Here is a 25,450-nt window from a genome sequence, read left to right as displayed (position 1 = left end):
CCGGATTATAACGAGGGTTTCGCACCTGTGCCATCTGAAAGATCCGATAGTGCTATACGAAGAAACGTCGCTGCGAACTCGTCCGGGGGCAGGGGCAGGCTGACGATGTAGCCTTGGATCTGCTCGCAGCCTTCAGCCGCCAGGAACCGTTGCTGGGCCTGGTTCTCCACACCCTCGGCAATGATGGTCAGCTGCATGCTGCGGCCCAGGGCAATGATCGCGCGGGCGATGGCGGCGTCGTGGGGGTCATCGGGCAGGCCGCGGATGAACGATTTGTCGATCTTGAGGATGTCCAGCGGCAGGCGCTTGAGGTAGCTCAGCGATGAATAACCGGTGCCGAAGTCGTCGATGGCCAGCTGCACGCCCAGTTTCTTCAGCTTGTACAGCACGGCCAGGGCTTCCTCTGCCTGGCTCATGATGAAGTTTTCGGTGATTTCCAGCTGCAGGTCGCCGGCCTTGAGCTGGTAGTGCTTCAGCAACTGTTCGATGCGCCGGGCGAGGTGAGGTTGGCGCAGCTGTGCGCCGGCGAGGTTGATCGACAAGGGGCCGAATGGTTCGTAGTGCAGCTTCCAGGCCTGCATCTGTCGGCAGGCCTGCTCCAATACCCAGTCGCCGATCTGGAGGATGGTGCCGTTCTCTTCCGCCAGGTGGATGAAGTGCTCTGGCGGCACTTCACCAAATGTCGGGTGGCTCCAGCGAATCAGCGCTTCGGCGCCAACCAGGCTCTGGGTCTTGAGGCTTAGCTTGGGCTGGAAGCACAGGCTCAGTTCGTTGCGTTCGATGGCGCGGCGCAATTCGTGCTCCAGGGCGATGCGTTCGCTGGCCTGGGCGGTGAGGTCGAGGGTGTAGGCTTCGACGCGGTTGCGGCCCTTGGCCTTGGAGCGGTACATGGCGGCGTCGGCGTTGCGAATCAGTGTGGCAACGTCGGTGCCGTCCTGTGGATAAAGGCTGATGCCGATGCTGGCGCTGGTGAAGAACTCGTGCTCGCCGGCCTGGAACGGCGCGTTGAAGCAGGTCAGCAGCTTGTTGGCGATGGCGCTGGCGTCACTGGGTTTGTGCAAGCCGGGCAGCAGGATGATGAACTCATCGCCACCCAGGCGGGCCACGGTGTCGACATCACGCACCTGCTCCTTCAGGCGTTGGGCGATGCCCTTGAGCAGCAGGTCGCCGACCGGATGGCCGAGGCTGTCGTTGATATGCTTGAAACGGTCGAGGTCGAGGAACAGTACCGCGCCCTTGCGGTTGGATACCTGCGAGCAGGTGAGCGCGGCCTGCAGGCGGTTCTCGAACAGGGCACGATTGGGTAGGCCGGTCAGCGGGTCGTGGTGGGCCTGGTAGTCGAGCTTGGCCTGTGCGTGCTTGAGGCTGGAGATGTCGGCGAACACGGCGACGAAGTGGGTAATCTCGCGTTCTCTGTTGCGCACGGCGCTGATGGTCAGCCAGCCGGGGTACAGCTCGCCGTTCTTGCGCTTGTTGTAGATCTCGCCTTGCCAGTGGCCTTCATCGGTAAGCTGGTGCCACATGGCCGCATAGAACGCGCTGTCGTGCTGGCCGGAGGCGAGCAGGCGCGGGGTCTGGCCGAGGGCTTCGATCTCGCTGTAGCCGGTAATTTCGCTGAAGGCGCGGTTGACGGCACTGATGCGCTGGTCGATGTCGGTGATCAACACGCCTTCGGCGGTGTTCTCGAACACGGTGGCGGCCAGTTGCAGTTTTTCCTGCATCAGGTGGCGCTCGGTGATGTCGCGGGCGATGGTCAGCATGCAGTCGTCGCCGGCAATCGGCAGCGGCCGTGCAGAAAGCTCGCAGAGGCGAATCTGCCCATCGCTGCGACGCAGGTGGCAAGTGAAGTCGCGTACGAAGCTGTCACGGTTGAGCTGTTCGACCAGGCGCTTGCGCTCGTTGAGGTCGACCCAGATGCCCAGGTCCAGTGAGGTCTGGTCGATGTTCGGGCTGAGGTCATAGCCGGTCAGGCGGCAGAAGCCTTCGTTCACTTCGAGCAGCAAGCCGTCGCTCTGGCGCGACAGCAGCAGGCCATCGGGCGAGGCATGGAAGGCCTTGGCGAATTTCTCTTCCGAGGTTTGCAGCTGTTCCTGGGTTTCCTTGAGCTGGCTGATATCGCGTACCGCCACCACCAGCGCGAGGTTGCCGTCGAGTTCGAAGGTTTCGGCCGAGGTCAGGCCGGTGAACAGTTGGCCGTTGCTGCGGCGGAAGCTCATTTCCAGGTTGCGTATACCACCTTGGTGCAGGCGTTCGAGCAGTCGCGGGCCGGCGCCTTCGACGCCCCACAGGTTCAGTTCGGTGGCGGTGCGGCCAATTACCTGGCCCGGGGTGAGGCCTATCTGTTCTTCGAAGGCTTCGTTCACCTCCAGCAGGCAGCCGTCGCTGTGGCGGGCGATCAGCAGGATGTCGGGGCACTGCTGGAACACCGAGGCGAACTTCTGCTCGGACAAGCGCAGGGCATCCTCGGTGCGCTTGGTTTCGCTGATGTCGATCATCAGGCCGCGCATCACAGGCAGATGGCCATGCTCGATCATGCTGACGATGTTGCGTACCCACAGTGGCTGGCCATCGGCCCTGATCACCCGATAGTCGAGGCTGTGATCGCGGCCGGCGGCAGTTTCGCTGTCGCAGTAGGCCTGGGCCCAGAGGGCATCCTCCGGGTGCAGGATGCTGCGCCAGAAGCCGGGCTTGAGCCAGTCGGCCAATGGGTAGCCGAGCAGGCCTTCGGCGTGGGGCGAGACGTAGCTGTAGGTGAAGTCGTTGGCGTCGGCCTCCCAGGCGATGGCGGACAGGCTCTCCACCAGGCTGCGATAGTGGTACTCGCTGCTGCGCAGTTCCTGTTCCAGGGCTATGCGCCGAGAAATTTCCGAACTGAGCCGGCGGTTGATGCGGATGACCACTGCCAGCACGGCCATCAATACCAGCACTGCCGGCAGGCCATACACCAGCAGGTCTGACCAGAACATCCGTTGGTCGACCACATTGCCCACCCAGCGTTGCTGGATCTGGCTGACTTCGGCGCTGCTCATGTCTGCCATCACTTTGTCGAGAATGCCGACCAGTTCCTTCTTGTCGCGCGGGGCGGCCATGGCCAGTTGGTAGCGGTAGGGTGTTTCGCCGCTGACGTACAGGCCATCGAGCTTGAGCTGGCGCAGGCTCCAGATGCTTGACGCGAGGTCACCGACCACGGCGTCCACTTCGTCAGTGGCCAGCGCCTGCAGAGTGGAACTGACGTTGGGCAGGGCCACCAGGTTGAGGTCTGGATGGTGGGTGCGCAGCAGTTCGTGCGGGGCGTAGTTTTCGACCACGGCAACCTTCAGGCCGTAAAGGTCGTTCAGATTGCGCGGTTGTGCGCCGCCTTTGTGGGCGAGGATGACGATGGGGAAGTCGAGGTATGGCCGGGTGAAGGCCAGGTAGGCTTGGCGCTCGGGGGTGGACATGATGCCGGGCAGCAGGTCGATGCGGCTTTCGCGTGCCTGCGTCAGTACCTCGGTCCAGCTGCTGGGTTCGACCGGTTTGAGCGTCACACCCAGGCGTTGCTGGATGGTGGCGATGTAATCGGCGGCCAAGCCCTGGTACCGGCCCTCCTGGTCGCGAAACTCGAACGGTGGCCAAGAGGCGTCTACACCCAGGCTCAGCTGCGGGTGGGCAGCCAACCAGGCTTTCTCCTCGTTTGTCAGGGTCAGGGCGCCGGCCGTTGTGTTCCATAAAATCAGGAGCAGCAACAGGATGGCCGGCATCGGGTGCATAGCGGCCTCGCATTCAGGGGGTCTGAAGTCGAGTGTAGACGGGCATTGCTGCCGGTGTGCGGTGAAGGACAGGGTCTTTGTCAGAGACAACAGGGCCTTGCGGGTGTGGTGCGGCCTGCATCGCGTTCATGGCAAGCGCGGCCCCTGTAGGAGCAGCCTTGTGCTGCGAAGTCGCCAGTTAGGCTAAAGAATCATCTTCTGTTGCAATGGACTCTTCGCAGCACAAGGCTGCTCCTGCCGAGATCTCGCCAGAATTCAGATTTTGCGCAACAGGCGGAAAAGAAAAACCCCGGCCTGGGCCGGGGTTTTGTCATCACTCGTCGAGGAAGGAGCGCAGATGCTCGCTGCGAGTCGGGTGGCGCAGTTTGCGCAACGCCTTCGCTTCGATCTGACGGATCCGCTCACGGGTCACGTCGAACTGCTTGCCCACCTCTTCGAGGGTGTGGTCGGTGTTCATGTCGATACCGAATCGCATGCGCAGCACCTTGGCTTCGCGTGCGGTCAGGCCCGATAGCACATCACGGGTGGCTTCCTTGAGGCTTTCGACCGTGGCCACGTCGATCGGGGACTGCATGGTCGAGTCCTCGATGAAGTCGCCCAGGTGCGAATCTTCGTCGTCACCGATCGGGGTTTCCATGGAGATCGGCTCTTTGGCGATCTTCAGTACCTTGCGGATCTTGTCCTCAGGCATTTCCATGCGCTCGCCCAGCTCTTCCGGGGTCGGTTCGCGACCCATTTCCTGCAGCATCTGGCGGGAAATACGGTTGAGCTTGTTGATCGTCTCGATCATGTGCACCGGAATACGGATGGTGCGCGCCTGGTCGGCGATCGAACGGGTGATCGCCTGGCGGATCCACCACGTGGCGTAGGTCGAGAACTTGTAACCGCGACGGTATTCGAACTTGTCCACCGCTTTCATCAAGCCGATGTTGCCTTCCTGGATCAGGTCGAGGAACTGCAGGCCACGGTTGGTGTACTTCTTGGCGATGGAGATAACCAGACGCAGGTTCGCCTCGACCATTTCTTTCTTGGCGCGGCGGGCCTTGGCTTCACCGATCGACATGCGACGGTTGATTTCCTTGATCTCGGCAACGGTCAGGCCGGTTTCGGTCTCAAGGTCGATCAGCTTCTGCTGGCAAGCGACGATGGCAGCGTCCTTTTCACCCAGGGCGGCAGCCCACTTGGTGTTGCGCTTGGCCAGGTCACCGCTCCAGGTCTGGTCGGTTTCGTTGCTCGGGAACATGCGCAGGAAGTCGGCACGCGGCATGCGGGCGTCACGCACGCACAGCTGCATGATGGCGCGTTCCTGCTGGCGCAGGCGGTTCAAGGCGTCACGAACACGCTCTACCAGTACCTCGAACTGCTTCGGTACCAGCTTGATCGGCATGAACAGGTCGGCCAGAGCCTGCAGGGCTTCGATGCTTTCCTTGTGGGCGCGACCGTTCTTCTTCAGGACCTTGTTGGTGGCCTGGAGCTGGTCGTTGACCGCACCGAAACGCTGGCGAGCGACTTCCGGGTCCGGGCCGCTCTCGGCCTCTTCCTCGTCGTCACCACTTTCGGATTCTTCCTCGTCGTCGTCGGATTCTTCCTTCGCGGCGGCGGCCTTGGTGCCCGGGATCGGCACTTCTTCGGTCGGCGCGGCGATATTGTCGTCAGGGTCGATGTAACCGCTGAGAACGTCCGACAGACGGCCACCTTCGCTGGTGACGCGGTCATATTCGCCGAGAATGTAGTCGACAGTGCCCGGGAAGTGAGCGATGGCGCCCATGACTTCACGGATGCCTTCCTCGATACGCTTGGCGATTTCGATCTCGCCTTCGCGGGTCAGCAGCTCGACGGTACCCATTTCGCGCATGTACATGCGCACCGGGTCGGTCGTGCGGCCGATATCGGTTTCAACTGCCGCCAACGCAGCAGCGGCTTCTTCGGCCGCGGCTTCGTCGGTGTCGGCTTCCGCCAACAGAAGGGCATCCGCATCCGGAGCACTCTCGAATACGTTGATCCCCATGTCGTTGATCATGCGGATGATGTCTTCCACCTGTTCCGGATCTGAAATATCCTCAGGCAGGTGGTCGTTGACCTCCGCGTAAGTCAGGTAGCCCTGCTCACGACCGCGGGTGATCAACTCTTTGATACGAGACTGCTGTTGCGCTTTTCCGGACATAACACCCTATCCACTGAAGGTCTTGGCGGGCAAAAAACAAGCCGAGGATTATACCCGAGCATGGGCCTCACGCGCCAGATGAGGTCGGCGTTTGTGCGGGAACATTCCGGCTCAGCAGGGCGAGGAGCTGGGTTTTTTCCTCGCTGGTCAATTCGCTTTGACGTGATTTCCTGAGCAGTTGTTCCAGGCTGCGCTCGCGTTGGCGGGCGGACAAGCTAGTTATAGTGTCGAAAAACTGTTGTTCAAGGTTGTCGGCCACGATCAGCCATTCCTTTTCCGCCAAGGCCCGCAGCAGGCGCCCTTGTTCGGTGCCGTGCCAACGTGCGATCAACTGCATTGAGCTTAGCCCAGGATTTTTCTGCGCGGCTTCGATCAGTGCCACCAGCAGCTGGCTGTACAGGTGTTCTTCGTCGGCGAAGTGGCTGGCATCTTCCACCTTGCCGGCCAGCAGCGGGTGGTGCAGCAGCGTGCGCAGGGCGGCCAGGGTGGGTGGCTCGACCGGGGCCGGTACCCGTGGTGGCGCTTCGTCACGTTGCTGCCATGGCTTGCCACCCTTGCGGTTCTTGTCCCAGGGTTTGTCGCTCCACTGCTTCTTGCCAGTGGCCTTGTTCGGCTTCCACTCCTGTTCCTGATGAACGGGGGCGAAGTCGTGCTGCGGCATGTCGCCGTAGTCGGGGGTGTAGCTGGCCATGGCGTCGTAATCGTAGCCAGGGTCGTAGCCCGGCACGCTGCTGGCGGCCGGGGCGTGTTGCGCCAGTTGCTCGACCTGCTGCGGGTCGAGGCCGGTGATTTCCTTCAGGCGGTTGCGCATCAGTTGGCGCAGGTTGGCGCCGGGAATCTTTTCGATCAGTGGTGCGGCCAGGGTCGCCATGTGCGCCTTGCCTTCCAGCGAGCGTGGGTCGGCTTCGACGCCTAGTTGCTCGAAGAAGTAATCGGCCAGCGGCTGGGCGTGCTGGTTGATGCGGGCCATGAATGCATCGGTGCCTTCGGCGCGTACCAGGCTGTCCGGGTCTTCGCCTTCGGGCAGGAACAGGAAGCGCGCGCGGCGGCCGTCCTGCAGGTTCGACAGGGTTGATTCCAGGGCGCGCCAGGCGGCCTTGCGCCCGGCCTGGTCGCCATCGAAGCAGAACAGCACGCTGGGTACCACGCGGAACAGGCGCTTGAGGTGTTCTTCGCTGGTGGCGGTGCCGAGCGTGGCCACGGCGTTGCGCAGGCCCTGCTGGGCCAGGGCAATGACGTCCATGTAGCCCTCGACGACGATGATTTCGTCAAGGTTGCGGTTGTGCTTGCGTGCCTCGTACAGACCGTACAGTTCCTGGCCCTTGTGGAACACCGGCGTTTCCGGGGAGTTCAAGTACTTGGGCTTGTCGTCGCCGAGCACCCGGCCACCGAAGGCGATGATGCGCCCGCGGCTGTCGCGGATCGGGAACATCACCCGGTCGCGGAAGCGGTCGTAGCGCTTGCCGCTTTCGGCGTTCTCGATCAGCAGGCCGGCATCGATCATCACCTTCTGCTGCAGGGTATCGGCACCCAGGTGTTTGAGCAGGTTGTCCCAGCCTGGCGGGGCGAAGCCCAGGCCAAAGTCACGGGCGATTTCCCCGGACAGGCCACGGCCCTTGAGGTAGTCCACCGCCGCCTTGCGGGTCGGGTGGCTGCGCAGGGCTTGACGATAGAACTCGGAGGCCGCTTCCAGCAGCGGGTACAGCGGCGAGTCGGTTGGCTGGCGTGGCTTGTGGTCGCGGCGGCCTTGCTCGCGGGGCACTTCCATGCCGGCGGCGCGGGCCAGCTCCTCGACGGCCTGGGGGAAGTCCAGGTTGTCGTGGTCCATGACGAAGCCCAGGGCGTTGCCGCCGGCACCGCAGCCGAAGCAGTAGTAGAACTGCTTGTCGGGGCTGACCGTGAAGGAAGGGGTCTTCTCCTTGTGGAACGGGCAGCAGGCGGAATAGTTCTTGCCGGTTTTTTTCAGCTGGACGCGCGAACTCACCACGTCGACAATGTCGAGGCGGTTGATAAGGTCGTCAATGAAACTCTGGGGAATCAGCCCGGCCATGGCAGTCTCGTCATCTGGCAGCTGGCAAGTCTAATCGCTCACGCGCCGAATGGGGCGAGTGCCGCTTGGGAAAGTGCGAGGGAATGTGTGCTCGTCGCCAGCCCCTGAGGGCCCGTCAGTCGGACGTGCACGTCTGGTCATACAGCAAGGGGGACCAGCTCTGACGTTTCAGGCAGGTTGCCCATGTGCAGTTCGCATGAAGCTTGTGCAGGGCCTTGAGCTAGCTGCTCAAGTTTGAATCGACCACTGCCATCGCCCGGCGGTTAGCCGGGCAGGCAGAAGCTTTGCGTAGAACGTCTGTATTAGTACAGACGAACGGCGCGGCGCTGTTCGCGCTGAACTTTCTTGGCGTGACGCTTAACAGCAGCAGCTGCTTTGCGCTTACGCTCGGCGGTCGGCTTCTCGTAAAACTCGCGGCTACGAACTTCAGCCAGTACACCGGCTTTTTCGCAGGAGCGCTTGAAACGACGCAGAGCTACGTCGAAGGGTTCGTTCTCTTTAACTTTGACGGCTGGCATCCAGGGCTACCTTAATTCATTACCGGGGTAGACGTGCTCCTGGCAAAACAAAGGTGTGCTGGAGAACGTCGGTTTTCAAGGGTTGCGGATGTTAACCCTTAGCAAGCCGGAATGCAAAGCCTCTGATCGAAAACCGCTGGTCGGCATCCGACACGGGGACTATCATGCGCGGCTTCGAATTCAGCCCCCACAAGGGACGAACCCATGCTAGTACTGGGATTGGAAACATCCTGCGACGAAACTGGCGTCGCATTATACGACAGCGAACGCGGTTTGTTGGCCGACGCGCTGTTCAGCCAGATCGACCTGCACCGCGTGTTCGGCGGCGTGGTGCCAGAGCTTGCCTCGCGTGACCACGTCAAGCGCATGCTGCCACTCATCCGCCAGGTGCTTGACGAGGCCGGTTGCGTGGCTACCGAGATCGATGCCATCGCCTATACCGCGGGCCCAGGCCTGGTAGGGGCCCTGCTGGTGGGGGCCTCCTGCGCCCAGGCGCTGGCCTTTGCCTGGGACATCCCGGCAATTGGCGTACACCACATGGAAGGCCACCTGCTGGCCCCCATGCTGGAAGAAAACCCACCGGAGTTTCCGTTCGTCGCTTTGTTGGTTTCCGGCGGTCACACCCAGCTGGTGCGGGTTGATGGCATCGGCCAGTACGAACTGCTGGGCGAGAGCCTGGACGACGCCGCCGGCGAAGCGTTCGACAAGACCGCCAAGCTGATCGGCCTGAACTACCCCGGTGGCCCGGAAATCGCCCGCCTGGCCGAGCGCGGCGTGCCTGGCCGCTTCGTGTTCCCGAGGCCGATGACCGATCGCCCGGGGCTGGAGTTCAGCTTCAGCGGCCTGAAAACCTTTGCCCTGAACACCTGGCAGCAGTGCCGCGATGCCGGCGACGACAGTGAGCAAACCCGTTGCGACCTGTCCCTGGCATTCCAGCAGGCGGTGGTGGAGACTCTGACCATCAAGTGCAAGCGGGCGTTGAAGCAGACTGGCCTCAAGCGCCTGGTCATTGCCGGTGGCGTCAGCGCCAACAAGGCCCTGCGTGCGTCCCTCGAAGACATGCTCGGCAGCATCAAGGGCAACGTGTACTACGCGCGCCCGCAGTTCTGTACCGACAACGGCGCGATGATCGCCTATGCCGGCTGCCAGCGGTTGTTGGCCGGGCAAAAGCAGGACCTGGCGATCAGCGTGCAGGCACGTTGGCCGATGGAGCAGTTGCCGCCGGTTTAAGCGTTAGAAGTGCCGTTCGCGGCCGGCGAACAGGTCGCGCAGGTTGCTGCGGTGACGCCATACGATCATCGCCGTCAGCACGGTGATCGGCAGCAGGGCCTCTGGCTCGCGCCAGGCCAGCAATGGCAAGGTCAGCGGTGTGGCGATCAGCGCCGCCAGCGAGCTGGTGCGGGTGAGGTAGAAGGTCAGCAGCCAGGCGCCGATGGCCAGTAGCGCGGCCGGGAAGTACAAGGCCATGAGCATGCCCGCGGCGGTTGCCACGCCCTTGCCGCCCTGGAAGCGGAAGTACAGCGGGAACAGGTGGCCCAGCACTGCGCACACGCCTACCCAGGCCTGTGCGTGCAGGTCCAGCCCGGCACCGCGGGCAAGCAATACCGGCAACAGGCCCTTGCACAGGTCGCCAAGCAGGGTCAGGATCGCCAGCTTGCGGCCTGCCAGGCGTAGCATGTTGGTGGCGCCGGCATTGCCTGAACCGCTGGAACGCGGGTCCGGGCTGCCCGTGAGGCGGCTTAGGACGATGGCGAAGGACAGCGAGCCGAGCAGGTAGGCGAGCAACGCCAGTAACCAAAACATGCTAACTATTCCGGGCGAGGACGCCCTGATTCTAACGGCGCCAGTCGCCCTTGTCGTGCTGTGGAGAGAAGTGCTTGGACAGAGTGTTCATCGAAGGCCTGGAAGTCGATACCGTCATCGGTGCCTATGACTGGGAGCGGGATATTCGCCAGTGCTTGCGCCTGGACCTGAGCTTCGCCTGGGACAACCGCCCGGCTGCGGCCGGTGACGACCTGAACCTGGCGCTGGACTATGCCAGTGTGTCGGCGCGCATCCAGGCGTTTGCCGAACAGGCCCGTTTCGAGTTGGTGGAAACCTTCGCCGAGCGCCTGGTGGCGACGTTGATGGAAGAGTTCCACATTCCATGGGTGCGGTTGAAACTGACCAAGCCGGGTGCGGTGCCGGCGGCCCGTGGTGGTGTTGGCGTGGAGATCGAGCGCGGATGTCTCTGAGCACGGTTTACCTGGGCCTTGGCAGCAATATCGACCGCGAGGTGCATTTGTGCGCCGGGCTCGATGCGTTGGCAGGCATCCTGACCGACATGCGCTGTTCGCCGGCGTTCGAAAGCCAGGCGGTGGGAATCAAGAGTGGGCCGTTCATCAACTTCGTGGTGACCGGGCAGACTGAGTTGCCATTGATCGAACTGGACCGCCGGCTGAAGTTCATCGAGGCCGATAATGGCCGCTATGCCCCGGACCGCAAGGGCCTACCGCTGGATATCGACGTGCTGATGTATGACGGCCTGCACGGCACGTTCGATGGGTTGGTGTTGCCTCGGGCCGAGATCCTGAAGAACGCCTTTGTGCTTTGGCCGCTGTCGCTGCTGGCGCCGGAGCTGGTGCATCCGGGGGTAGGCAAGACAATGGCGCAGTTGTGGCAGGAGGCGCGGATCGAGCAGGTGTTGGCTCCGGTTGCCTTTGAGTGGCGTGGGTTGCAGCTGACTCCCGCGTAAGCCTGCACCGGCCCTTTCGCGGCTAAAGCCGCTCCCACAGGGGGCGCACAACATTGGGCATCATGCGATCCATGCAGGAAAAGTTGAATTCTTCGCGGGCATGTCCGCTCAGGCTCACGCAGTCCCTGTGGGAGTGGTTTCAGCCGCGAAGGGGCGGGTATCTTCAACCGAGCTTGTAAGCCTCGAGCGCTTTCAGCCGCTCACCTTTGAGCGCCTCTCCCAGGGCCTGGCCGGTCAGCCCTGTCAGCACCAACGGTTTCACATCCACCGCCCGCGCCGCCGCCGCAGCCCCTCGCAGGTAGTCGGCCTGTGGATAACCCGCTTTGCCCTCGCCTAGCGCTGTCATCTCGCAAGCGATCAGGAAGTCTTCGAACCGTTGTGGCCGTCGGTACACATCGAACTTCTGCAACAGCTCCAGCAGTGCCGTGGCAGGCAGCTCCTGCGCCTGGTTGCCCAGCTTCAGGCATTCACCCGTCAACAACGCCAGCTCCTGGCATTCCCGTGGCGCCTTCAGGCGCTGGTTGACGGCTTTGATAGCGGCCGGTGTCAGCGACTGCAGCAGGCAGGCCCAGCGTACCTGCAGGGTCTGTTCGTGCATGGCCGCCTGTTCCAGCGCCGCCAGGGCCTTGGGGGTGTCATCAAACTCTGGCAGCAGCTCCCGCAGTGCCCCACAAGCATGCAGCACCTGGAAGAACACCTGCGGCTGCGCCTCCATCAGCGCCCGCTCGATTTCCTTCCAACTGCGCTCGGCGGTCAGCGCCTGCAGTTCGCCAGAAGCACTGATCTGGCGCATCAGTTCCAGTGTCTCATCGGCAACCCGAAAACCCAGCGGCGCGTAACGTGCAGCAAAGCGCGCAACACGCAGCACGCGCAATGGATCTTCGGCGAATGCCGGCGAAACATGGCGCAAAAGGCGCTGATCGAGATCGTCCTGGCCATGATAGGGGTCGTACACCGTACCCATCTCGTCCTCGGCCATCGCATTGATGGTCAGGTCACGGCGGATCAGGTCTTCCTCCAGGGTCACATCGGGGCTGGCGTGGAAGGTAAATCCGCCATAGCCGCGCCCGCTCTTTCGCTCGGTGCGGGCAAGGGCATATTCCTCGCCGGTTTTCGGGTGCAGGAACACCGGGAAATCAGCGCCGACCGGGCGAAAGCCCTTGGCGTGCATTTCCTCGACCGTGGCGCCGACCACCAGCCAGTCGATATCACTGACAGGGCGACCGAGCAGGCGGTCGCGCACGGCGCCGCCAACTTTGTAGATGTGCATGTGCAGCTCTCCATAACTGCCGACAGGATACCCTGTCGGCACTCATGGCGTGGCACTAGAGGTGGTGGATGACAGCCAGATCCATGCGGCCGTAGTCGGCGCTTTCACCGTGCTCGCCGCGTGGTGGCATGTGATGGGTCTTCATCACCTGCTCGCCCTGAACGGTTTCCAGATGGATGTCGAAGCCCCACAGGCGGTGCAGGTGCTTGAGCACTTCATCGGTAGAATCGCCCAGCGGTTTGCGGTTGTGTTGCTGGTGACGCAAGGTCAGCGAGCGGTCGCCGCGGCGGTCGACGCTCCAGATCTGCACGTTCGGTTCACGGTTGCCCAGGTTGTACTGCGCCGCCAGCAGTTCGCGAATCGTCCTGTAGCCGGCCTCGTCGTGGATGGCAGGTACATACAGGTCGTCGCGCTGGTCGTCATCGAGGATGCTGAACAGCTTCAGATCGCGCATGACCTTCGGCGACAGGTACTGCAGGATGAAGCTCTCGTCCTTGAAGCTGCTCATGGCGAACTTGATGGTAGAAAGCCAGTCACTGCCAGCAATGTCGGGGAACCAGCGGCGATCTTCTTCGGTCGGGTTCTCGCACATGCGGCGGATGTCGGTGTACATCGCAAAGCCCAGTGCGTAGGGGTTGATGCCGTTGTAATAGGGGCTGTCGAAGCCGGGCTGGAACACCACGCTGGTGTGTGACTGCAGGAACTCCATCATGAAGCCTTCGGTGATCAGCCCCTCGTCATACAGGTCGTTCATCAGTGTGTAGTGCCAGAACGTCGCCCAGCCTTCGTTCATCACTTGGGTTTGGCGCTGTGGGTAGAAATACTGTGCGATCTTGCGCACGATGCGCACCACTTCACGCTGCCAAGGTTCCAGCAGTGGGGCGTTCTTTTCGATGAAATACAGGATGTTTTCCTGCGGTTCGGCAGGGAAGCGCGCATCATCGCGCTCGTTACCCTTGTCAGCGCTTTTCGGAATGGTGCGCCACAGGTCATTGATTTGCCGCTGCAAGTGCTCCTCGCGCTCCTTCTGCCGCCGCCGCTCCTCTTCGGCGGAAATCGGATAAGGCCGCTTGTAACGGTCGACGCCGTAATTCATCAGGGCATGGCAGGAGTCGATCAGGTCTTCCACTGCATCGATGCCATGGCGCTCTTCACATTGGGCGATGTACTGCTTGGCGAAGACAAGGTAGTCGATGATCGAGCTGGCGTCGGTCCAGGTGCGGAACAGATAGTTGCCCTTGAAGAAACTGTTATGGCCGTAGCAGGCATGGGCAATCACCAGTGCCTGCATGCACATGGTGTTTTCTTCCATCAGGTAGGCGATGCACGGGTCCGAGTTGATCACGATCTCGTAGGCCAGGCCCATCTGGCCACGGCTGTAGGATTTCTCCGTGCTGAGGAACTGCTTGCCGTAGGACCAGTGGTGGTAACCCAGCGGCATGCCGACCGAGGCGTAGGCGTCCATCATCTGCTCGGCGGTGATCACCTCGATCTGGTTGGGGTAGGTGTCCAGGGCGTAACGCTCGGCCAGGCGGCTGATTTCCCGGTCGTAGGTCTGGATCAGTTCGAACGTCCACTCGGACCCGGTGGAAATTGGTTGGCGTCTCTGTGCTCTGGCGGTCATGTGGCTAACCTGCGCTGGAAGAGTTCACGGAAGACCGGGTAGATATCGCCGGCCGATACCAACTGCTGCTGGGCGAACGTGTCGGGAAAGGCTTCGCCGATGCGCTCGTATTCGTACCACAGCGCCTGGTGTTCACGAGGGGTGATTTCAACGTAAGTGTAGTACTGCACATGCGGCATGATCTGCTTGGCCAGGATGTCGCGGCAGATCGGCGAGTCGTCGTTCCAGTTGTCGCCGTCGGAGGCTTGGGCGGCGTAGATGTTCCAGTCGCTGGCCGGGTAGCGTTCGGCCATGACCTCCTGCATCAGCTTGAGCGCGCTGGAAACGATGGTGCCGCCGGTCTCCCGCGAATAGAAGAATTCTTCCTCATCGACTTCACGGGCGCTGGTGTGGTGGCGGATGAACACCACTTCGATGCGCTCGTAGTTACGCTTGAGGAAGAGGTACAGCAGGATGAAAAAACGCTTGGCGATATCCTTGGTGGCCTGGGTCATCGAGCCAGATACGTCCATCAGGCAGAACATCACCGCCTTGGAGCTGGGGTTGGGCTGCTTGACCAGCAGGTTGTACTTGAGGTCGAAGGTGTCGAGGAAGGGCAGGCGGTTGATGCGTGCCTTCAGGCGTTCGATCTCGTGTTCGACTTCCTGGATATCGGTGAAGTTGTCTGGTTCCTCGACCTTCAGGCGGGCGAGTTCCTTCTGCGCCTCGCGCAGCAGTGCGCGGCTGCTGCCGGTCAGGGCGATGCGCCTGGCATGGGCTGAACGCAGGGTGCGCACGATGTTGATGCGTGACGGGTTGCCTTCGTTGGCGATACCGGCGCGCACGGTCTTGAAGGTATCGGCCCCGGTCAGGTGACGTTTGACCAGGTTGGGCAGTTCGAGGTCCTCGAACATGAACTCCAGGAATTCTTCCTGGGTAATCTGGAAGACGAAGTCGTCCATGCCCTCGCCGGAGTTGCCGGCCTTGCCGCGGCCGCTGCCACCGCCTCCGCCGCCTTGCGGCCTGGGGATGTGTTCACCGGCGGTGAACTCCTTGTTGCCTGGGTGCACGATGGTCTGTTTGCCCCCGCGACCATGGTGCAGCACCGGTTCGTCGATATCGCGCCCCGGAATGCTGATCTGCTCGCCATGTTCCATGTCCATGATGGAACGGCGGCTTACCGCCTCTTCGACGGCCTTCTTGATATGTTCGCGGTACCGCCGCAGGAAGCGCTGGCGGTTGACCGTGCTCTTGTTCTTGCCGTTCAGGCGTCGATCTATAACGTAGCTCATGGCCCCTCCGGTAGCTGGGAACAGCTGCACGCTTCAAGCTACGAGCTGCTGCACGTAATGGCAGCAAAGCAGCTTCCGCCGCCCAAGGCTGGCAGCAGCCTTGGGCGTGCGGTGGGTAGCTTGTCGCTTTATTGCGATTTCCTGACCCGCAGGTACCATTCCGACAGCAGACGAACCTGTTTGTCGGTGTAACCACGCTCCACCATACGCGTGACGAAGTCGTTGTGTTTCTGTTGGTCCTCCTTGCTTGCCTTGGCGTTGAAGCTGATGACCGGTAGCAGGTCTTCGGTGTTGGAGAACATTTTCTTCTCGATCACCACCCGCAGCTTTTCGTAGCTCAGCCAGCTCGGATTCTTGCCGTTGTTGTTGGCACGGGCGCGCAATACGAAGTTGACGATTTCGTTGCGGAAATCTTTCGGGTTGCTGATGCCGGCCGGCTTCTCGATCTTCTCCAGTTCTTCATTGAGGGCGATACGGTTGAGGATTTCGCCGGTTTCCGGATCGCGGTATTCCTGGTCCTGGATCCAGAAGTCTGCGTACAGCACGTAGCGGTCGAAGATGTTCTGGCCGTATTCGCTGTAGGACTCGAGGTAGGCAGTCTGGATTTCCTTGCCGATGAACTCGATGTAGCGTGGGGCCAGGTACTCCTTCAGGTAGCGCAGGTAGCGTTCCCGCACTTCGGCCGGGAACTGTTCCTGCTCGATCTGCTGCTCCAGCACATACAGCAGGTGAACCGGGTTGGCTGCCACTTCATGTGGGTCGAAGTTGAACACCTTGGACAGGATCTTGAACGCGAAGCGGGTCGACAGGCCGTTCATGCCCTCATCGACGCCGGCGGCATCTCGGTATTCCTGGATCGACTTGGCCTTCGGATCGGTGTCCTTGAGGTTTTCCCCATCGTACACCCGCATCTTCGAATAGATGTTGGAGTTTTCCGGCTCTTTCAGGCGCGACAGTACGGTGAACTGGGCGAGCATCTTCAGCGTGTCTGGCGCACAGTGGGCCTTGGCCAGCGAGCTGTTGATCAGCAGCTTGTCGTAGATCTTGATTTCGTCGCTGACACGCAGGCAGTACGGCACCTTGACGATGTAGATCCGGTCGATGAACGCCTCGTTGTTCTTGTTGTTGCGGAAGGTGTGCCACTCCGACTCGTTGGAGTGGGCCAGCAGAATCCCGGAGTAGGGGATGGCGCCGAGGCCTTCGGTACTGTTGTAGTTGCCCTCCTGGGTGGCGGTGAGCAGCGGGTGCAGAACCTTGATCGGTGCCTTGAACATCTCGACGAATTCCATCAGGCCCTGGTTGGCCCGGCACAGCGCGCCCGAATAGGCATAGGCATCGGCGTCGTTCTGCGGGAATTCCTCGAGTTTGCGGATATCCACCTTGCCGACCAGGGCCGAAATGTCCTGGTTGTTCTCGTCGCCGGGTTCGGTCTTGGCGATGGCGACCTGGTTGAGGATCGACGGGTACAGCTTCACCACCTTGAACTTGCTGATGTCGCCGCCGAATTCCTGCAGGCGCTTGGTAGCCCAGGGCGACATGATGGTGTTCAGGTAGCGCCGCGGGATGCCGTACTCTTCCTCGAGAATGGCCCCGTCTTCGGTGGCGTTGAACAGCCCCAGGGGCGACTCGAATACCGGCGAGCCCTTGATGGCGTAGAACGGTACCTTTTCCATCAGCTGCTTGAGTTTTTCGGCCAGCGACGATTTACCGCCGCCCACCGGGCCCAGCAGATAGAGGATCTGTTTCTTTTCCTCCAGGCCTTGGGCGGCGTGGCGGAAGTAGGACACGATCTGGTCGATGCACTCTTCCATGCCATGGAAGTCGGCAAAGGCCGGATAGCGGCGGATAACCTTGTTGGAAAAGATTCGCGACAGTCTGGAATTGGTTGAGGTGTCGATCAGCTCCGGCTCACCGATGGCCAGCAACAGCCGTTCGGCCGCCGATGCGTAGGCACTGCGATCCTCTTTGCACAGCTCGAGGTACTCCTGCAGCGAGAGTTCTTCCTGGCGCGTAGACTCGAAACGTTGTTGGAAGTGGCTAAAAATACTCATGACGTCACCTCGCTCGATACGTGGAGACGACGCCGGATCAGTCAGCTGATGCTGGCATGCAACCGGGGTTGCCGATTGCTGTATACCCCCCAGAACACCTTGTAACGCTACCGATGACCCGCACGCCGGTGTACCGGCTCTCCCCTTTTTCTGGATGGCCTGCGCTTAAGAATAGTTGGTTATCCGCAAGGTCAAGGGTGAGGGGCGGAGAAGTTGCGAACGACCGTTCGTCAGATAAGCCGCAAGCCCGCATGGGGCGCGGGCTGCAGTAAAAATGAAAAAATTATTCGGCAGCGCCCTGGGCGGTCTCGGCCGGGTAGGTGGCGCGCCACAGCTCAAAGCCGCCGTCGACGCTGTATACGTCCGAGAAGCCTTGGTTCACCAGATAGGCCGCAGCGCTCTGGCTGGAATTGCCGTGGTAGCACACCACCAGGGTTGGAGCGTCGAGGTCGGCATTGCGGATGAACTCGGCGACAGAATGGTTATCCAGATGCTTGGCGCCGGTGATGTGGCCGGCAGCGAAAGCTTGTGGGTCGCGAATATCGACGACGACCGCACCTTCTTTCTTGCGAAGCTCCAAGGCCTGCTCGGGAGGGATGCGCTTGAATTCGCTCATGGGTACTACTTCCTTCGGGTGTGGTCGTTGAGTGTAGTGGGTTGTGCCGATTGGCGCAGGGTGCCGTCGTCGGCGCAGTCACAGCGGTGGTATTCGCCGCTGTCGACGTTGTACAGAGTCATGGCGCCGCCCCACACGCAACCGGTGTCCAGGGCGATGATGCCGGGCTCGTCGACCTGCCCCTGCAGGGCGGCCCAGTGGCCGAAGATGATCTTCACGTGGCGTGAGCGCCGGCCTTTGTGTGCGTACCAGGGCTTGTAGCCTTTGGGGGCGGCATCCAGGCCTTCCTTGCTCTTGAGGTCGAGCTTGCCCTCGGCGGTGCAGAAGCGCATGCGCGTGAGGCAGTTGGTGATGACCCGCAGGCGTTCGATGCCGCTGAGGTTCTTGCTCCACTTGTTCGGCTCGTTGCCGTACATGCCGTCCAGGTACAGTTTCAGGCGCTCGTCGTCGCGCAGCACTTCCTCGACCTCGGCGGCCAGCTCCAGGGCTTTGCCCAAGGTCCATTGCGGTGGAATGCCGGCGTGAACCAGGGCAATGCCACGGGGTTCGTCGTAATGCAGCAGCTTTTGCTGGCGCAGCCAGTCGAACAGCTGGTCGGCGTCCGGCGCTTCGATGATCTCGCGCAGGGTGTCGCTTTTCTTCAGGCGTTCGACGTTGTGCCAGGCGGCCAGCAGGTGCAGGTCATGGTTACCCAGCACGCACACCAGCGACTGACGGATCGAATAAAGGAAGCGCAGGGTTTCCAGTGACTCGGGGCCGCGGTTGACCAGGTCGCCGACCAGCCACAGGCGGTCGACGGCGGGGTTGAAGTTGACCCGTTCGAGCAGGCACTTGAGTGGCTGCAGGCAGCCCTGCAGGTCACCGACGGCGTAGGTAGCCATCAGTGCAGCGCCCCTGGCACCGCCAGGCGGAAGGGAGCGATCTCGGCATCGAAGCGTTTGCCGTCTTCGGCGAACATCTGGTAACTGCCTTGCATGGTGCCCACGCGGGTGCTGATGACCGCGCCGCTGCTGTAGGTATGGCTCTGGCCCGGGTCGATATTGGGCTGCTGGCCTACCACGCCGGCACCACGCACCTCCTCGACCTCGCCGTCACCATTGGTGATCAGCCAGTGGCGCGACAGCAGCTTGGCTTTGAGCGAGCCGTTGTTCTGCACGGTGATGGTGTAGGCGAAAGCGAAACGACTGTTTTCGGGGTCGGATTGTTCTTTCAGGTAGCGGGTCACGACGCTGACGTCGATCTGATAGCGGGGGTCGGACATGCAAGGGCCTTGGGCGAACTGACGCAATAATGCAGTCTAGGCCATTGGGAGGGGGGAGGGCCAGCGGTGAGGGGCTTGGGGATTTGTGTTGCCTGTCCCGGCCCTTTCGCGGGTAAACCCGCTCCCACAGGATCTCACCCTATTTGAAGGAGGTGATTTACCTGTGGGAGCGGGCGTGCCCGCGAAGAGGCCGGATCAGGTTGAGTCAGGCTTTGGGCTGATCGGCCAACTGGTCAGCCAGGCGCACGAAGGCGGCCAGGTCCAGCTGTTCAGGGCGCAGGCTGCCGTCCACGCCGGCAGCTTCGATGGCGGCGCTGTCGAGCAGGCCTTTCATGGTGTTGCGCAGGGTCTTGCGGCGCTGGTTGAACGCTTCGCGTACCACCTGCTCCAGCAGCTTTGCGTCCTTGGCTGGGTACGGCAGCACTTCGTGCGGCACCAGGCGAACGATGGCCGAGTCCACTTTCGGCGGCGGGTTGAAGGCGCCAGGGCCAACGTTGAACAGGTGCTCGACCCGGCAGTGGTACTGCACCATGATCGACAGACGCCCCCAGTCACCACCGCCAGGGCCGGCGGCCATGCGCTCGACCACTTCCTTCTGCAACATGAAATGCATGTCGCGGATCAGCCCGGCATGGCTGAGCAGGTGGAAGATCAGTGGGGTGGAGATGTTGTAGGGCAGGTTGCCCACCACCTTGAGGCTGCGCGGTGGCACGCCCAGCTGGTTGAAGTCGAACTTCAGGGCGTCGCCCTGGTGCAGGCGGAAATTGCTGCGGCCGGCGAACTTGTGCTGCAGGATCGGCACCAGGTCCTTGTCCAGTTCCACCACGTCCAGCTGTGCTCCGCTGCCCAGCAGGCCTTCGGTCAGGGCGCCCTGGCCGGGGCCGATTTCCAGCAGATGTTCGCCGGCCTTGGCGTTGATGGCACGCAGGATGCGGTCGATGATGCCGGCGTCGTGCAGGAAGTTCTGGCCGAAGCGCTTGCGCGCCCGGTGTTGGTATTGCTCGTTCATGGTCGGTTCTCGGCCATCTGGTAGGCGGTTTCCAGCGCGACGCGCAGGCTGCCGGTGTCGACCTTGCCGGTGCCGGCCAGGTCCAGGGCGGTGCCGTGGTCGACCGACGTGCGGATGATCGGCAGGCCCAGGGTCACGTTGACTGCAGCGCCGAAGCCTTTGTACTTGAGTACGGGCAGGCCCTGGTCGTGGTACATCGCCAGCACCGCATCGCAGTGCTCCAGATATTTGGGGGTAAACAGGGTATCGGCCGGCAGCGGTCCGCGCAGGTCCATGCCTTCGGTGCGCAGGCGGGCCAGGGTCGGCTCGATGATGTCGATTTCCTCGCGGCCAAGGTGGCCGCCCTCGCCCGCGTGCGGGTTGAGGCCGCACACCAGGATGCGCGGGTTGGCAATGCCGAACTTGTCGCGCATGTCGGCATGCAGGATACGGGTTACACGCTCGACGCGCTCGGCAGTGATGGCGTCGGCAATGTCGCGCAGCGGCAGGTGCGTGGTCACCAGGGCCACGCGCAGGCCATGGGTGGCCAGCATCATCACCACTTGCGCGGTGTGGGTCAGCTCGGCAAGGAATTCGGTATGCCCGAAGAAGGCGATACCGCTTTCGTTGATCACGCCTTTGTGTACAGGGGCGGTGATCATCCCGGCGAAGTGCCCGTCCAGGCAGCCTTGCCCGGCACGGGTCAGGGTTTCCAGCACGAACGCGGCATTCGCCTTGTCGAGCTGGCCCGGTACTACCGGGGCTGGGAGGGGGGTGTCCCAGACGTACAGGCTACCCGCTGGCGCCGGCTGCTCGGGCCATAGGCCCGGCGCTACCGGCAGCAGGTTGACGGCCAGCCCCAGCTGCGTGGCCCGCTCGGCGAGCAGGTCACGGCTGGTGATGGCGATCAGGGGGTGGGGCTGGGCGTCTGCGGCGAGCAGCAGGCACAGGTCGGGGCCTATGCCGGCCGGCTCGCCGGGGGTGACGGCGAAGCGCAGGGGCTTCACTGGGCGGCCTGGTCAGCGCCAGGCAGCTTGATTTCAACGTAGGCCTCGTCGCGGATCTGGCGCAGCCAGGTCTGCAGCTCTTCGTCGTACTTGCGGTTGCGCAGTACGTTCATGGCCTGTTGCTCACGAGCCTGCTCGGTGCTGTCGGTGGCGCGACGACCCAGCACTTCCAGGACATGCCAGCCGTACTGGGTCTTGAACGGACGGGTGACTTCGCCTTGGGCGGCGTTGGCCATCTGCTCGCGGAACTCCGGTACCAGGCTGTTCGGGTCAACCCAGTTGAGGTCGCCGCCGTTGAGCGCCGAACCCGGGTCTTCCGAGAAGCTCTTGGCCAGTTCGCCGAAGTCTTCGCCGTTCTTGATGCGCTCGTACAGGCGCTCGGCCAGTTGCTCGGTGGCAGCCTCGCTGCGGATCTCGCTAGGCTTGATCAGGATGTGGCGAACGTGCACTTCGTCACGCAGCACGTTCTCGCTGCCGCCACGCTTCTCCTCGAGTTTGAGGATGATGAAACCGTTGGGGATGCGGATAGGCTGGGTAATTTCACCAACCGGCATGCTGCTGAGCATCTTGGCGAAGTCCGGTGGCAGCTGGCCGGCTTTACGCCAGCCCATTTCGCCGCCTTCCAGGGCGTTTTCGCTGGCGGAGCGGGCAATGGCCATCTGGCCGAAGTCCGCACCCTGCTTGAGCTGCTGGTACACATCGCCAACCTGGCGCGCGGCGGCCTGGATGGCTTCAGAGTTGGCCGCTTCCGGGGTCGGGATCAGGATGTTGGCCAGGCGGTACTCTTCCGACATCTGCATCTTGCCAAGGTCGGAGTTGAGGAAGTTCTTCACCTCCTGCTCGGACACCTGGATGCGCTCGGCCACGCGGCGCTGGCGCACGCGGCTGATGATCATCTCGCGCTTGACCTGCTCGCGGGCGTCGTCGAACGACATGCCGTCACGGGCCAGAGCGGCGCGGAACTGGTCAAGCGACATGCCGTTGCGCTGGGCAATGGTGCCCATGGCCTGGTTCAGCTCTTCGTCGGTGATGCGGATGCCGGAGCGTTCGCCGATCTGCAACTGCAGATTTTCGACGATCAGGCGCTCCAGTACCTGCTGGTCCAGCGCACCGGCAGGCGGCATGCCGCCGCCGCGCTTGGCGATGGTTTGCTGTACCTCGCGGACACGTTGGTCCAGCTGGCTTTGCATGACCACGTCGTTGTCGACGATGGCCACCACGCGATCAAGAGGTTGCACCGCGGCATGCACCGCGCCACTCAGCAATGCAACGCCCAGCAACGCCGGGCGCAGTCGATCAATAAGCTTGGTCTTCACGTTCACGATAACCTTGAATGCCTTCGTCGAGGAAAGACTCGACCTTGTTGCCGACTACACCACCGAGGCCTTTCAGGACGATCTGAAGGAAGATGCCGTGGTCGCCTTTTTCGTTCGCCGGGAGGGCTTGGCTGAAGTCGTCGTAATCGATCCAGTAACGGTTGATCAGGCGCAGCTTCCAGCAGCAGTTGTCGTACTCGAAACCGCCCATGGCTTCCAGGGTGCGGTTGCGGTTGTAGTCATGCTGCCAGCGAGCGATGACGCTCCACTGCGGAACGATCGGCCAGATGACCGAGAAGTCATGCTGCTGGATCTTGTAGTAGTCCTTGATGTAGTTCTCGCTGCCTGGGACGCCGTAGTCGCCACCGCCCACTTTCCAGGTACCGGTCGTGGAGTCGTAGGAGATGGTGTCGTTACGGTAGCGATAACCGAGGTTGACCACTTTGTTCGGGTTGTCTTCAGGCTGGTAGTGGAACATCGCGCTGCCCGAGCGGGTGCTGCGGCTGTCCGGGTCCCAGTTGAAGTCCGAATTGAAGCGCCAGTCGCGGTTGAAGTAGTAGTTGTACACCAATGCGTATGGCGACACATCGGACTGCGAGTCGCTGCGGGTACGGTAATCGATACCAGGGAGCTGAACTTTGCGGTCCTTGAAGTAGAAGGCCTGACCGATGCTGAAGTTCTGGCGTTCGAAGCCGTTTTCTTCGATCCAGCGGGTGGTCACGCCCAGCGACAGCTTGTTCTCGTCACCTATACGGTCGGTGCCGCTGAAGCGATTGTCGCGGAATAGCGAATCGTAGCTGAACAGGGTTTCACCGGAGTCGAACAGCGGGATGTCCTTCTGGTCCTTGTATGGGACGTAGAGGTAGTACATACGCGGTTCGAGGGTTTGTTTGTAGTTGGTGCCGAACAGCGATGTTTTGCGGTCGAAGTACAGGCCGCTGTCCACGCTGAAGATCGGTACGTCGCGGTTCAGCGAGCTGTTGTAGCTGCCGTAGGCCGGGTTGGCCGATTGCGCGATAGCCTGGGTTTTACCCTGGCTGTCCAAGTCCAGATCGTAGTGGGTGTATGCGTACTTCAGCTTGGGGGTCAGGAAGCCGTAACTGGCTTCCATCGGCAGGCTGATCGATGGTGCAACGTTGAAACGGTTGCCGTTGGCACGAGCGATGCCGCTGACGTTCTGGTCCAGGCGGCGACCAGGCGCACCCGCCGAAGTGTCGGGAAGGCCATCTTCGTTCAATACGAAGTCGTCTTTCAGGTCACGATCGAAACGGACTGCCTCGGTTTCGTAGGCAATGTTGAACCCGCCCGGCTCGTATGGCAGCTTGCCATTGAAGGTAATCTGCGGCAGACGATCGTACGGAGTGATCTTCGAGATGGTCGCCATCTCGTAGGCATGCACATTCAACCGCGCGGTGTAGCTGTCGCCACGGTAGGTCAGTGCCCCCTGCTGGTTCAGCAGGTCCTGGGTTTCAATACCGATCTGGTCGGATTCCAGGTCCTGGAAGTAGAACGGGTCGCTGATGTCGGTGTAGTCCACCTCGGTCATCAGGCGCTCGTCCAGCCCGCCCTTGTGCTGCCAGTTGACCATCCAGCGCTGCTCTTTGTAGTCAGTCTGGTCTTTGCGGTCGTCGTTCTTGTCGTTGAGGTACGCGCCACCGAACTGGCCTTCGCTGGAAGGCGTCAGGTAGCGGAACTCGCCTTCCATCAGCAGGCCGCGCTTGGTCATGTAGCGCGGGTACAACGTGGCGTCGTAGTTCGGCGCCAGGTTGAAGTAGTACGGCGTGACCAGCATGAAGCCGGTGTCGCTGGTGCTGCTGAACGATGGCGGCAGGAAGCCGGACTGGCGACGGTCGTCGATCGGGAAGTAGATGTACGGTGTGTAGAACACCGGGAAATCCTTGACCCGCAGCGTAACGTTGGTCGCGGTACCGAAACCGGTGGCCGGGTTCAGGGTGATGTTGTTGCCCTTCAGCTGCCAGGCGTTGCTGCCCGGTTCGCAGGTGGTGTACGTACCGTCCTTGAGGCGGATGATGGCGTTCTCGCCACGCTTGGCGTACAGGGCACTGCCGCGAATGTGCGACTTGTGCATCACGTATTCGGCGTTGTCGACCTGGGCTTCGCCCGTGTCGAGCTGGATCTGTGCCTCGTCACCGACCACCAGCGAACCGTTGTCACGGATCTTGACGTTGCCCTTGAGCTCGCCACGGTTTTCGGTCTGGTAGAGGTTGGCCTCGTCGGCCTCGGCCTGCATGCTGCCCTGGCGCATCACCACGTCACCGGCGAGGGTAGCGATCTGCTGCTCCTGCTGGTACTTGGATACCTTGGCGTTGATGTAGGTCGGCGACTCGTCCTTCGGCGTGGTGTCGGCCATGCCCGGGCGGGTTGGCTCGATGTAGGCGCCACCGCAGTACGGGCCGGTTTCGGCCAGCTGTGCGGCAGTGAGCTTTTCACGCGGAACCCAGTCCAGGTGGCTGTAGTCTTCGCTACGCGACTTCAGGCCACGGCCCTTGGCCTCGGTGACCAGCATCGGCCGGTCCGCGGTTTCGCCTTCGCTCGCGGCTTCGGTGCCGGTGCTGACGGCAGCACCCTCGTGCACCGGGCGCGGTGGCAGGTTGTTGGCTGGGGTCTTGGGCTTGCAGTCCCAACCACCGGAGGCGGACACTTGGCAGTCGAATTGTTCGGCTGCCACCACGTAAGACGTGGCCAGAGGTTGCAGGGCCAGCAGACCGCCGGTTACCAGCAACGGAAACTTTCTACGAAACGCGGGGGATTTCAATGCCATCTTATTAGTCCGGGCTTCCTGCGTGCCATCTGCCCGCGTGTGGGGCCGC

The 25,450-nt window shown here is 62.0% G+C and carries 19 protein-coding genes; 3 read left to right on the top strand and 16 right to left on the bottom strand.

The features are described 5' to 3' along the window. Nucleotides 1-5: 5 nt before the first annotated feature. The 4 genes from IRZ77_RS11465 to rpsU all read right to left on the bottom strand — a co-directional run bounded on the left by IRZ77_RS11465 (nucleotide 6) and on the right by rpsU (nucleotide 8,481). Complete coding sequence (locus tag IRZ77_RS11465; RefSeq protein ID WP_196173518.1) at nucleotides 6-3,749, bottom strand: bifunctional diguanylate cyclase/phosphodiesterase; 3,744 nt, start codon at nucleotides 3,747-3,749, stop codon at nucleotides 6-8. A gap of 313 nt (nucleotides 3,750-4,062) precedes the next feature. After that, entirely contained in the window at nucleotides 4,063-5,913 is a 1,851-nt protein-coding gene (gene rpoD / locus IRZ77_RS11460) for an RNA polymerase sigma factor RpoD (RefSeq protein WP_046614426.1), read from the bottom strand. A gap of 67 nt (nucleotides 5,914-5,980) precedes the next feature. Beyond that, a complete protein-coding gene (gene dnaG / locus IRZ77_RS11455; protein ID WP_046614425.1) occupies nucleotides 5,981-7,963 on the bottom strand; it encodes a DNA primase in 1,983 nt (660 codons plus the stop codon). A gap of 302 nt (nucleotides 7,964-8,265) precedes the next feature. Further along, nucleotides 8,266-8,481: a 30S ribosomal protein S21 gene (gene rpsU / locus IRZ77_RS11450; protein WP_003255575.1), complete on the bottom strand. Its 216-nt coding sequence runs from the start codon at nucleotides 8,479-8,481 to the stop codon at nucleotides 8,266-8,268. A 204-nt stretch (nucleotides 8,482-8,685) separates the two neighbouring features. Here rpsU and tsaD point away from each other — a divergent pair, with 204 nt between their 5' ends. Beyond that, nucleotides 8,686-9,711 carry a tRNA (adenosine(37)-N6)-threonylcarbamoyltransferase complex transferase subunit TsaD gene (tsaD, locus tag IRZ77_RS11445; protein ID WP_025337452.1) on the top strand — a complete coding sequence of 342 codons (1,026 nt, stop codon included), beginning with the start codon at nucleotides 8,686-8,688 and terminating at the stop codon, nucleotides 9,709-9,711. Nucleotides 9,712-9,714: 3 nt separating this feature from the next. Here the strand turns inward: tsaD and plsY are convergent, their stop codons facing one another. Next, nucleotides 9,715-10,284 carry a glycerol-3-phosphate 1-O-acyltransferase PlsY gene (gene plsY, locus IRZ77_RS11440; protein ID WP_013970581.1) on the bottom strand — a complete coding sequence of 190 codons (570 nt, stop codon included), beginning with the start codon at nucleotides 10,282-10,284 and terminating at the stop codon, nucleotides 9,715-9,717. A 74-nt stretch (nucleotides 10,285-10,358) separates the two neighbouring features. Here plsY and folB point away from each other — a divergent pair, with 74 nt between their 5' ends. Beyond that, entirely contained in the window at nucleotides 10,359-10,715 is a 357-nt protein-coding gene (gene folB / locus IRZ77_RS11435; RefSeq protein ID WP_004375185.1) for a dihydroneopterin aldolase, read from the top strand. Beyond that, nucleotides 10,706-11,215: a 2-amino-4-hydroxy-6-hydroxymethyldihydropteridine diphosphokinase gene (gene folK, locus IRZ77_RS11430; protein WP_108480293.1), complete on the top strand. Its 510-nt coding sequence runs from the start codon at nucleotides 10,706-10,708 to the stop codon at nucleotides 11,213-11,215. Before folB ends, folK begins: the two co-directional genes overlap by 10 nt. Nucleotides 11,216-11,378: 163 nt before the next feature. Here folK and IRZ77_RS11425 read toward each other — a convergent pair whose 3' ends face one another. The 11 genes from IRZ77_RS11425 to IRZ77_RS11375 all read right to left on the bottom strand — a co-directional run bounded on the left by IRZ77_RS11425 (nucleotide 11,379) and on the right by IRZ77_RS11375 (nucleotide 25,401). Further along, a complete protein-coding gene (locus tag IRZ77_RS11425; RefSeq protein ID WP_108480292.1) occupies nucleotides 11,379-12,485 on the bottom strand; it encodes a multifunctional CCA addition/repair protein in 1,107 nt (368 codons plus the stop codon). A 55-nt stretch (nucleotides 12,486-12,540) separates the two neighbouring features. Further along, nucleotides 12,541-14,109, bottom strand: a complete 1,569-nt coding sequence (locus IRZ77_RS11420; RefSeq protein WP_025337455.1) for a SpoVR family protein — start codon at nucleotides 14,107-14,109, stop codon at nucleotides 12,541-12,543. Beyond that, a complete protein-coding gene (locus IRZ77_RS11415; protein ID WP_046614422.1) occupies nucleotides 14,106-15,380 on the bottom strand; it encodes a YeaH/YhbH family protein in 1,275 nt (424 codons plus the stop codon). Before IRZ77_RS11415 ends, IRZ77_RS11420 begins: the two co-directional genes overlap by 4 nt. Nucleotides 15,381-15,508: 128 nt before the next feature. Continuing rightward, a complete protein-coding gene (locus tag IRZ77_RS11410) occupies nucleotides 15,509-17,431 on the bottom strand; it encodes a PrkA family serine protein kinase (RefSeq protein WP_046614421.1) in 1,923 nt (640 codons plus the stop codon). A gap of 283 nt (nucleotides 17,432-17,714) precedes the next feature. Continuing rightward, entirely contained in the window at nucleotides 17,715-18,047 is a 333-nt protein-coding gene (gene glpE, locus IRZ77_RS11405; RefSeq protein WP_046614420.1) for a thiosulfate sulfurtransferase GlpE, read from the bottom strand. Between the two features lie 5 nt (nucleotides 18,048-18,052). Continuing rightward, nucleotides 18,053-18,928: a symmetrical bis(5'-nucleosyl)-tetraphosphatase gene (locus tag IRZ77_RS11400; protein WP_153671265.1), complete on the bottom strand. Its 876-nt coding sequence runs from the start codon at nucleotides 18,926-18,928 to the stop codon at nucleotides 18,053-18,055. Then, nucleotides 18,928-19,308, bottom strand: a complete 381-nt coding sequence (apaG, locus tag IRZ77_RS11395; RefSeq protein ID WP_012270198.1) for a Co2+/Mg2+ efflux protein ApaG — start codon at nucleotides 19,306-19,308, stop codon at nucleotides 18,928-18,930. Before apaG ends, IRZ77_RS11400 begins: the two co-directional genes overlap by 1 nt. 205 nt (nucleotides 19,309-19,513) lie before the next feature. Continuing rightward, nucleotides 19,514-20,317, bottom strand: a complete 804-nt coding sequence (gene rsmA, locus IRZ77_RS11390) for a 16S rRNA (adenine(1518)-N(6)/adenine(1519)-N(6))-dimethyltransferase RsmA (protein WP_108481023.1) — start codon at nucleotides 20,315-20,317, stop codon at nucleotides 19,514-19,516. Beyond that, complete coding sequence (gene pdxA, locus IRZ77_RS11385; protein WP_196173516.1) at nucleotides 20,314-21,303, bottom strand: 4-hydroxythreonine-4-phosphate dehydrogenase PdxA; 990 nt, start codon at nucleotides 21,301-21,303, stop codon at nucleotides 20,314-20,316. The genes rsmA and pdxA overlap by 4 nt, the downstream gene beginning before the upstream one ends. Continuing rightward, complete coding sequence (locus tag IRZ77_RS11380; RefSeq protein WP_015268722.1) at nucleotides 21,300-22,619, bottom strand: peptidylprolyl isomerase; 1,320 nt, start codon at nucleotides 22,617-22,619, stop codon at nucleotides 21,300-21,302. Before IRZ77_RS11380 ends, pdxA begins: the two co-directional genes overlap by 4 nt. Next, entirely contained in the window at nucleotides 22,600-25,401 is a 2,802-nt protein-coding gene (locus IRZ77_RS11375) for an LPS-assembly protein LptD (RefSeq protein ID WP_108481025.1), read from the bottom strand. The genes IRZ77_RS11380 and IRZ77_RS11375 overlap by 20 nt, the downstream gene beginning before the upstream one ends. Between the last annotated feature and the right edge of the window lie 49 nt (nucleotides 25,402-25,450).

It is taken from the genome of Pseudomonas pudica (assembly GCF_015680405.1).
Classification (GTDB): Bacteria; Pseudomonadota; Gammaproteobacteria; order Pseudomonadales; family Pseudomonadaceae; genus Aquipseudomonas; species Aquipseudomonas pudica.
The sequence above is the reverse complement of the archived record's forward strand: the minus strand, read 5'-3'. Positions and strand labels throughout refer to the sequence as shown.

Excerpts from the sequence above, each read along its gene's own strand:
- IRZ77_RS11420 (WP_025337455.1), bottom strand. The coding sequence starts at position 14,109 with ATGACCGCCAGAGCACAGAGACGCCAACCAATTTCCACCGGGTCCGAG.
- plsY (WP_013970581.1), bottom strand. The coding sequence starts at position 10,284 with ATGTTTTGGTTACTGGCGTTGCTCGCCTACCTGCTCGGCTCGCTGTCC.
- folK (WP_108480293.1), top strand. The coding sequence starts at position 10,706 with ATGTCTCTGAGCACGGTTTACCTGGGCCTTGGCAGCAATATCGACCGC.
- glpE (WP_046614420.1), bottom strand. The coding sequence starts at position 18,047 with ATGAGCGAATTCAAGCGCATCCCTCCCGAGCAGGCCTTGGAGCTTCGC.
- IRZ77_RS11425 (WP_108480292.1), bottom strand. The coding sequence starts at position 12,485 with ATGCACATCTACAAAGTTGGCGGCGCCGTGCGCGACCGCCTGCTCGGT.
- IRZ77_RS11465 (WP_196173518.1), bottom strand. The coding sequence starts at position 3,749 with ATGCACCCGATGCCGGCCATCCTGTTGCTGCTCCTGATTTTATGGAAC.
- IRZ77_RS11415 (WP_046614422.1), bottom strand. The coding sequence starts at position 15,380 with ATGAGCTACGTTATAGATCGACGCCTGAACGGCAAGAACAAGAGCACG.
- IRZ77_RS11400 (WP_153671265.1), bottom strand. The coding sequence starts at position 18,928 with ATGGCTACCTACGCCGTCGGTGACCTGCAGGGCTGCCTGCAGCCACTC.
- dnaG (WP_046614425.1), bottom strand. The coding sequence starts at position 7,963 with ATGGCCGGGCTGATTCCCCAGAGTTTCATTGACGACCTTATCAACCGC.
- rpsU (WP_003255575.1), bottom strand. The coding sequence starts at position 8,481 with ATGCCAGCCGTCAAAGTTAAAGAGAACGAACCCTTCGACGTAGCTCTG.
- rsmA (WP_108481023.1), bottom strand. The coding sequence starts at position 20,317 with ATGAACGAGCAATACCAACACCGGGCGCGCAAGCGCTTCGGCCAGAAC.
- tsaD (WP_025337452.1), top strand. The coding sequence starts at position 8,686 with ATGCTAGTACTGGGATTGGAAACATCCTGCGACGAAACTGGCGTCGCA.
- IRZ77_RS11410 (WP_046614421.1), bottom strand. The coding sequence starts at position 17,431 with ATGAGTATTTTTAGCCACTTCCAACAACGTTTCGAGTCTACGCGCCAG.
- rpoD (WP_046614426.1), bottom strand. The coding sequence starts at position 5,913 with ATGTCCGGAAAAGCGCAACAGCAGTCTCGTATCAAAGAGTTGATCACC.
- IRZ77_RS11375 (WP_108481025.1), bottom strand. The coding sequence starts at position 25,401 with ATGGCATTGAAATCCCCCGCGTTTCGTAGAAAGTTTCCGTTGCTGGTA.
- apaG (WP_012270198.1), bottom strand. The coding sequence starts at position 19,308 with ATGTCCGACCCCCGCTATCAGATCGACGTCAGCGTCGTGACCCGCTAC.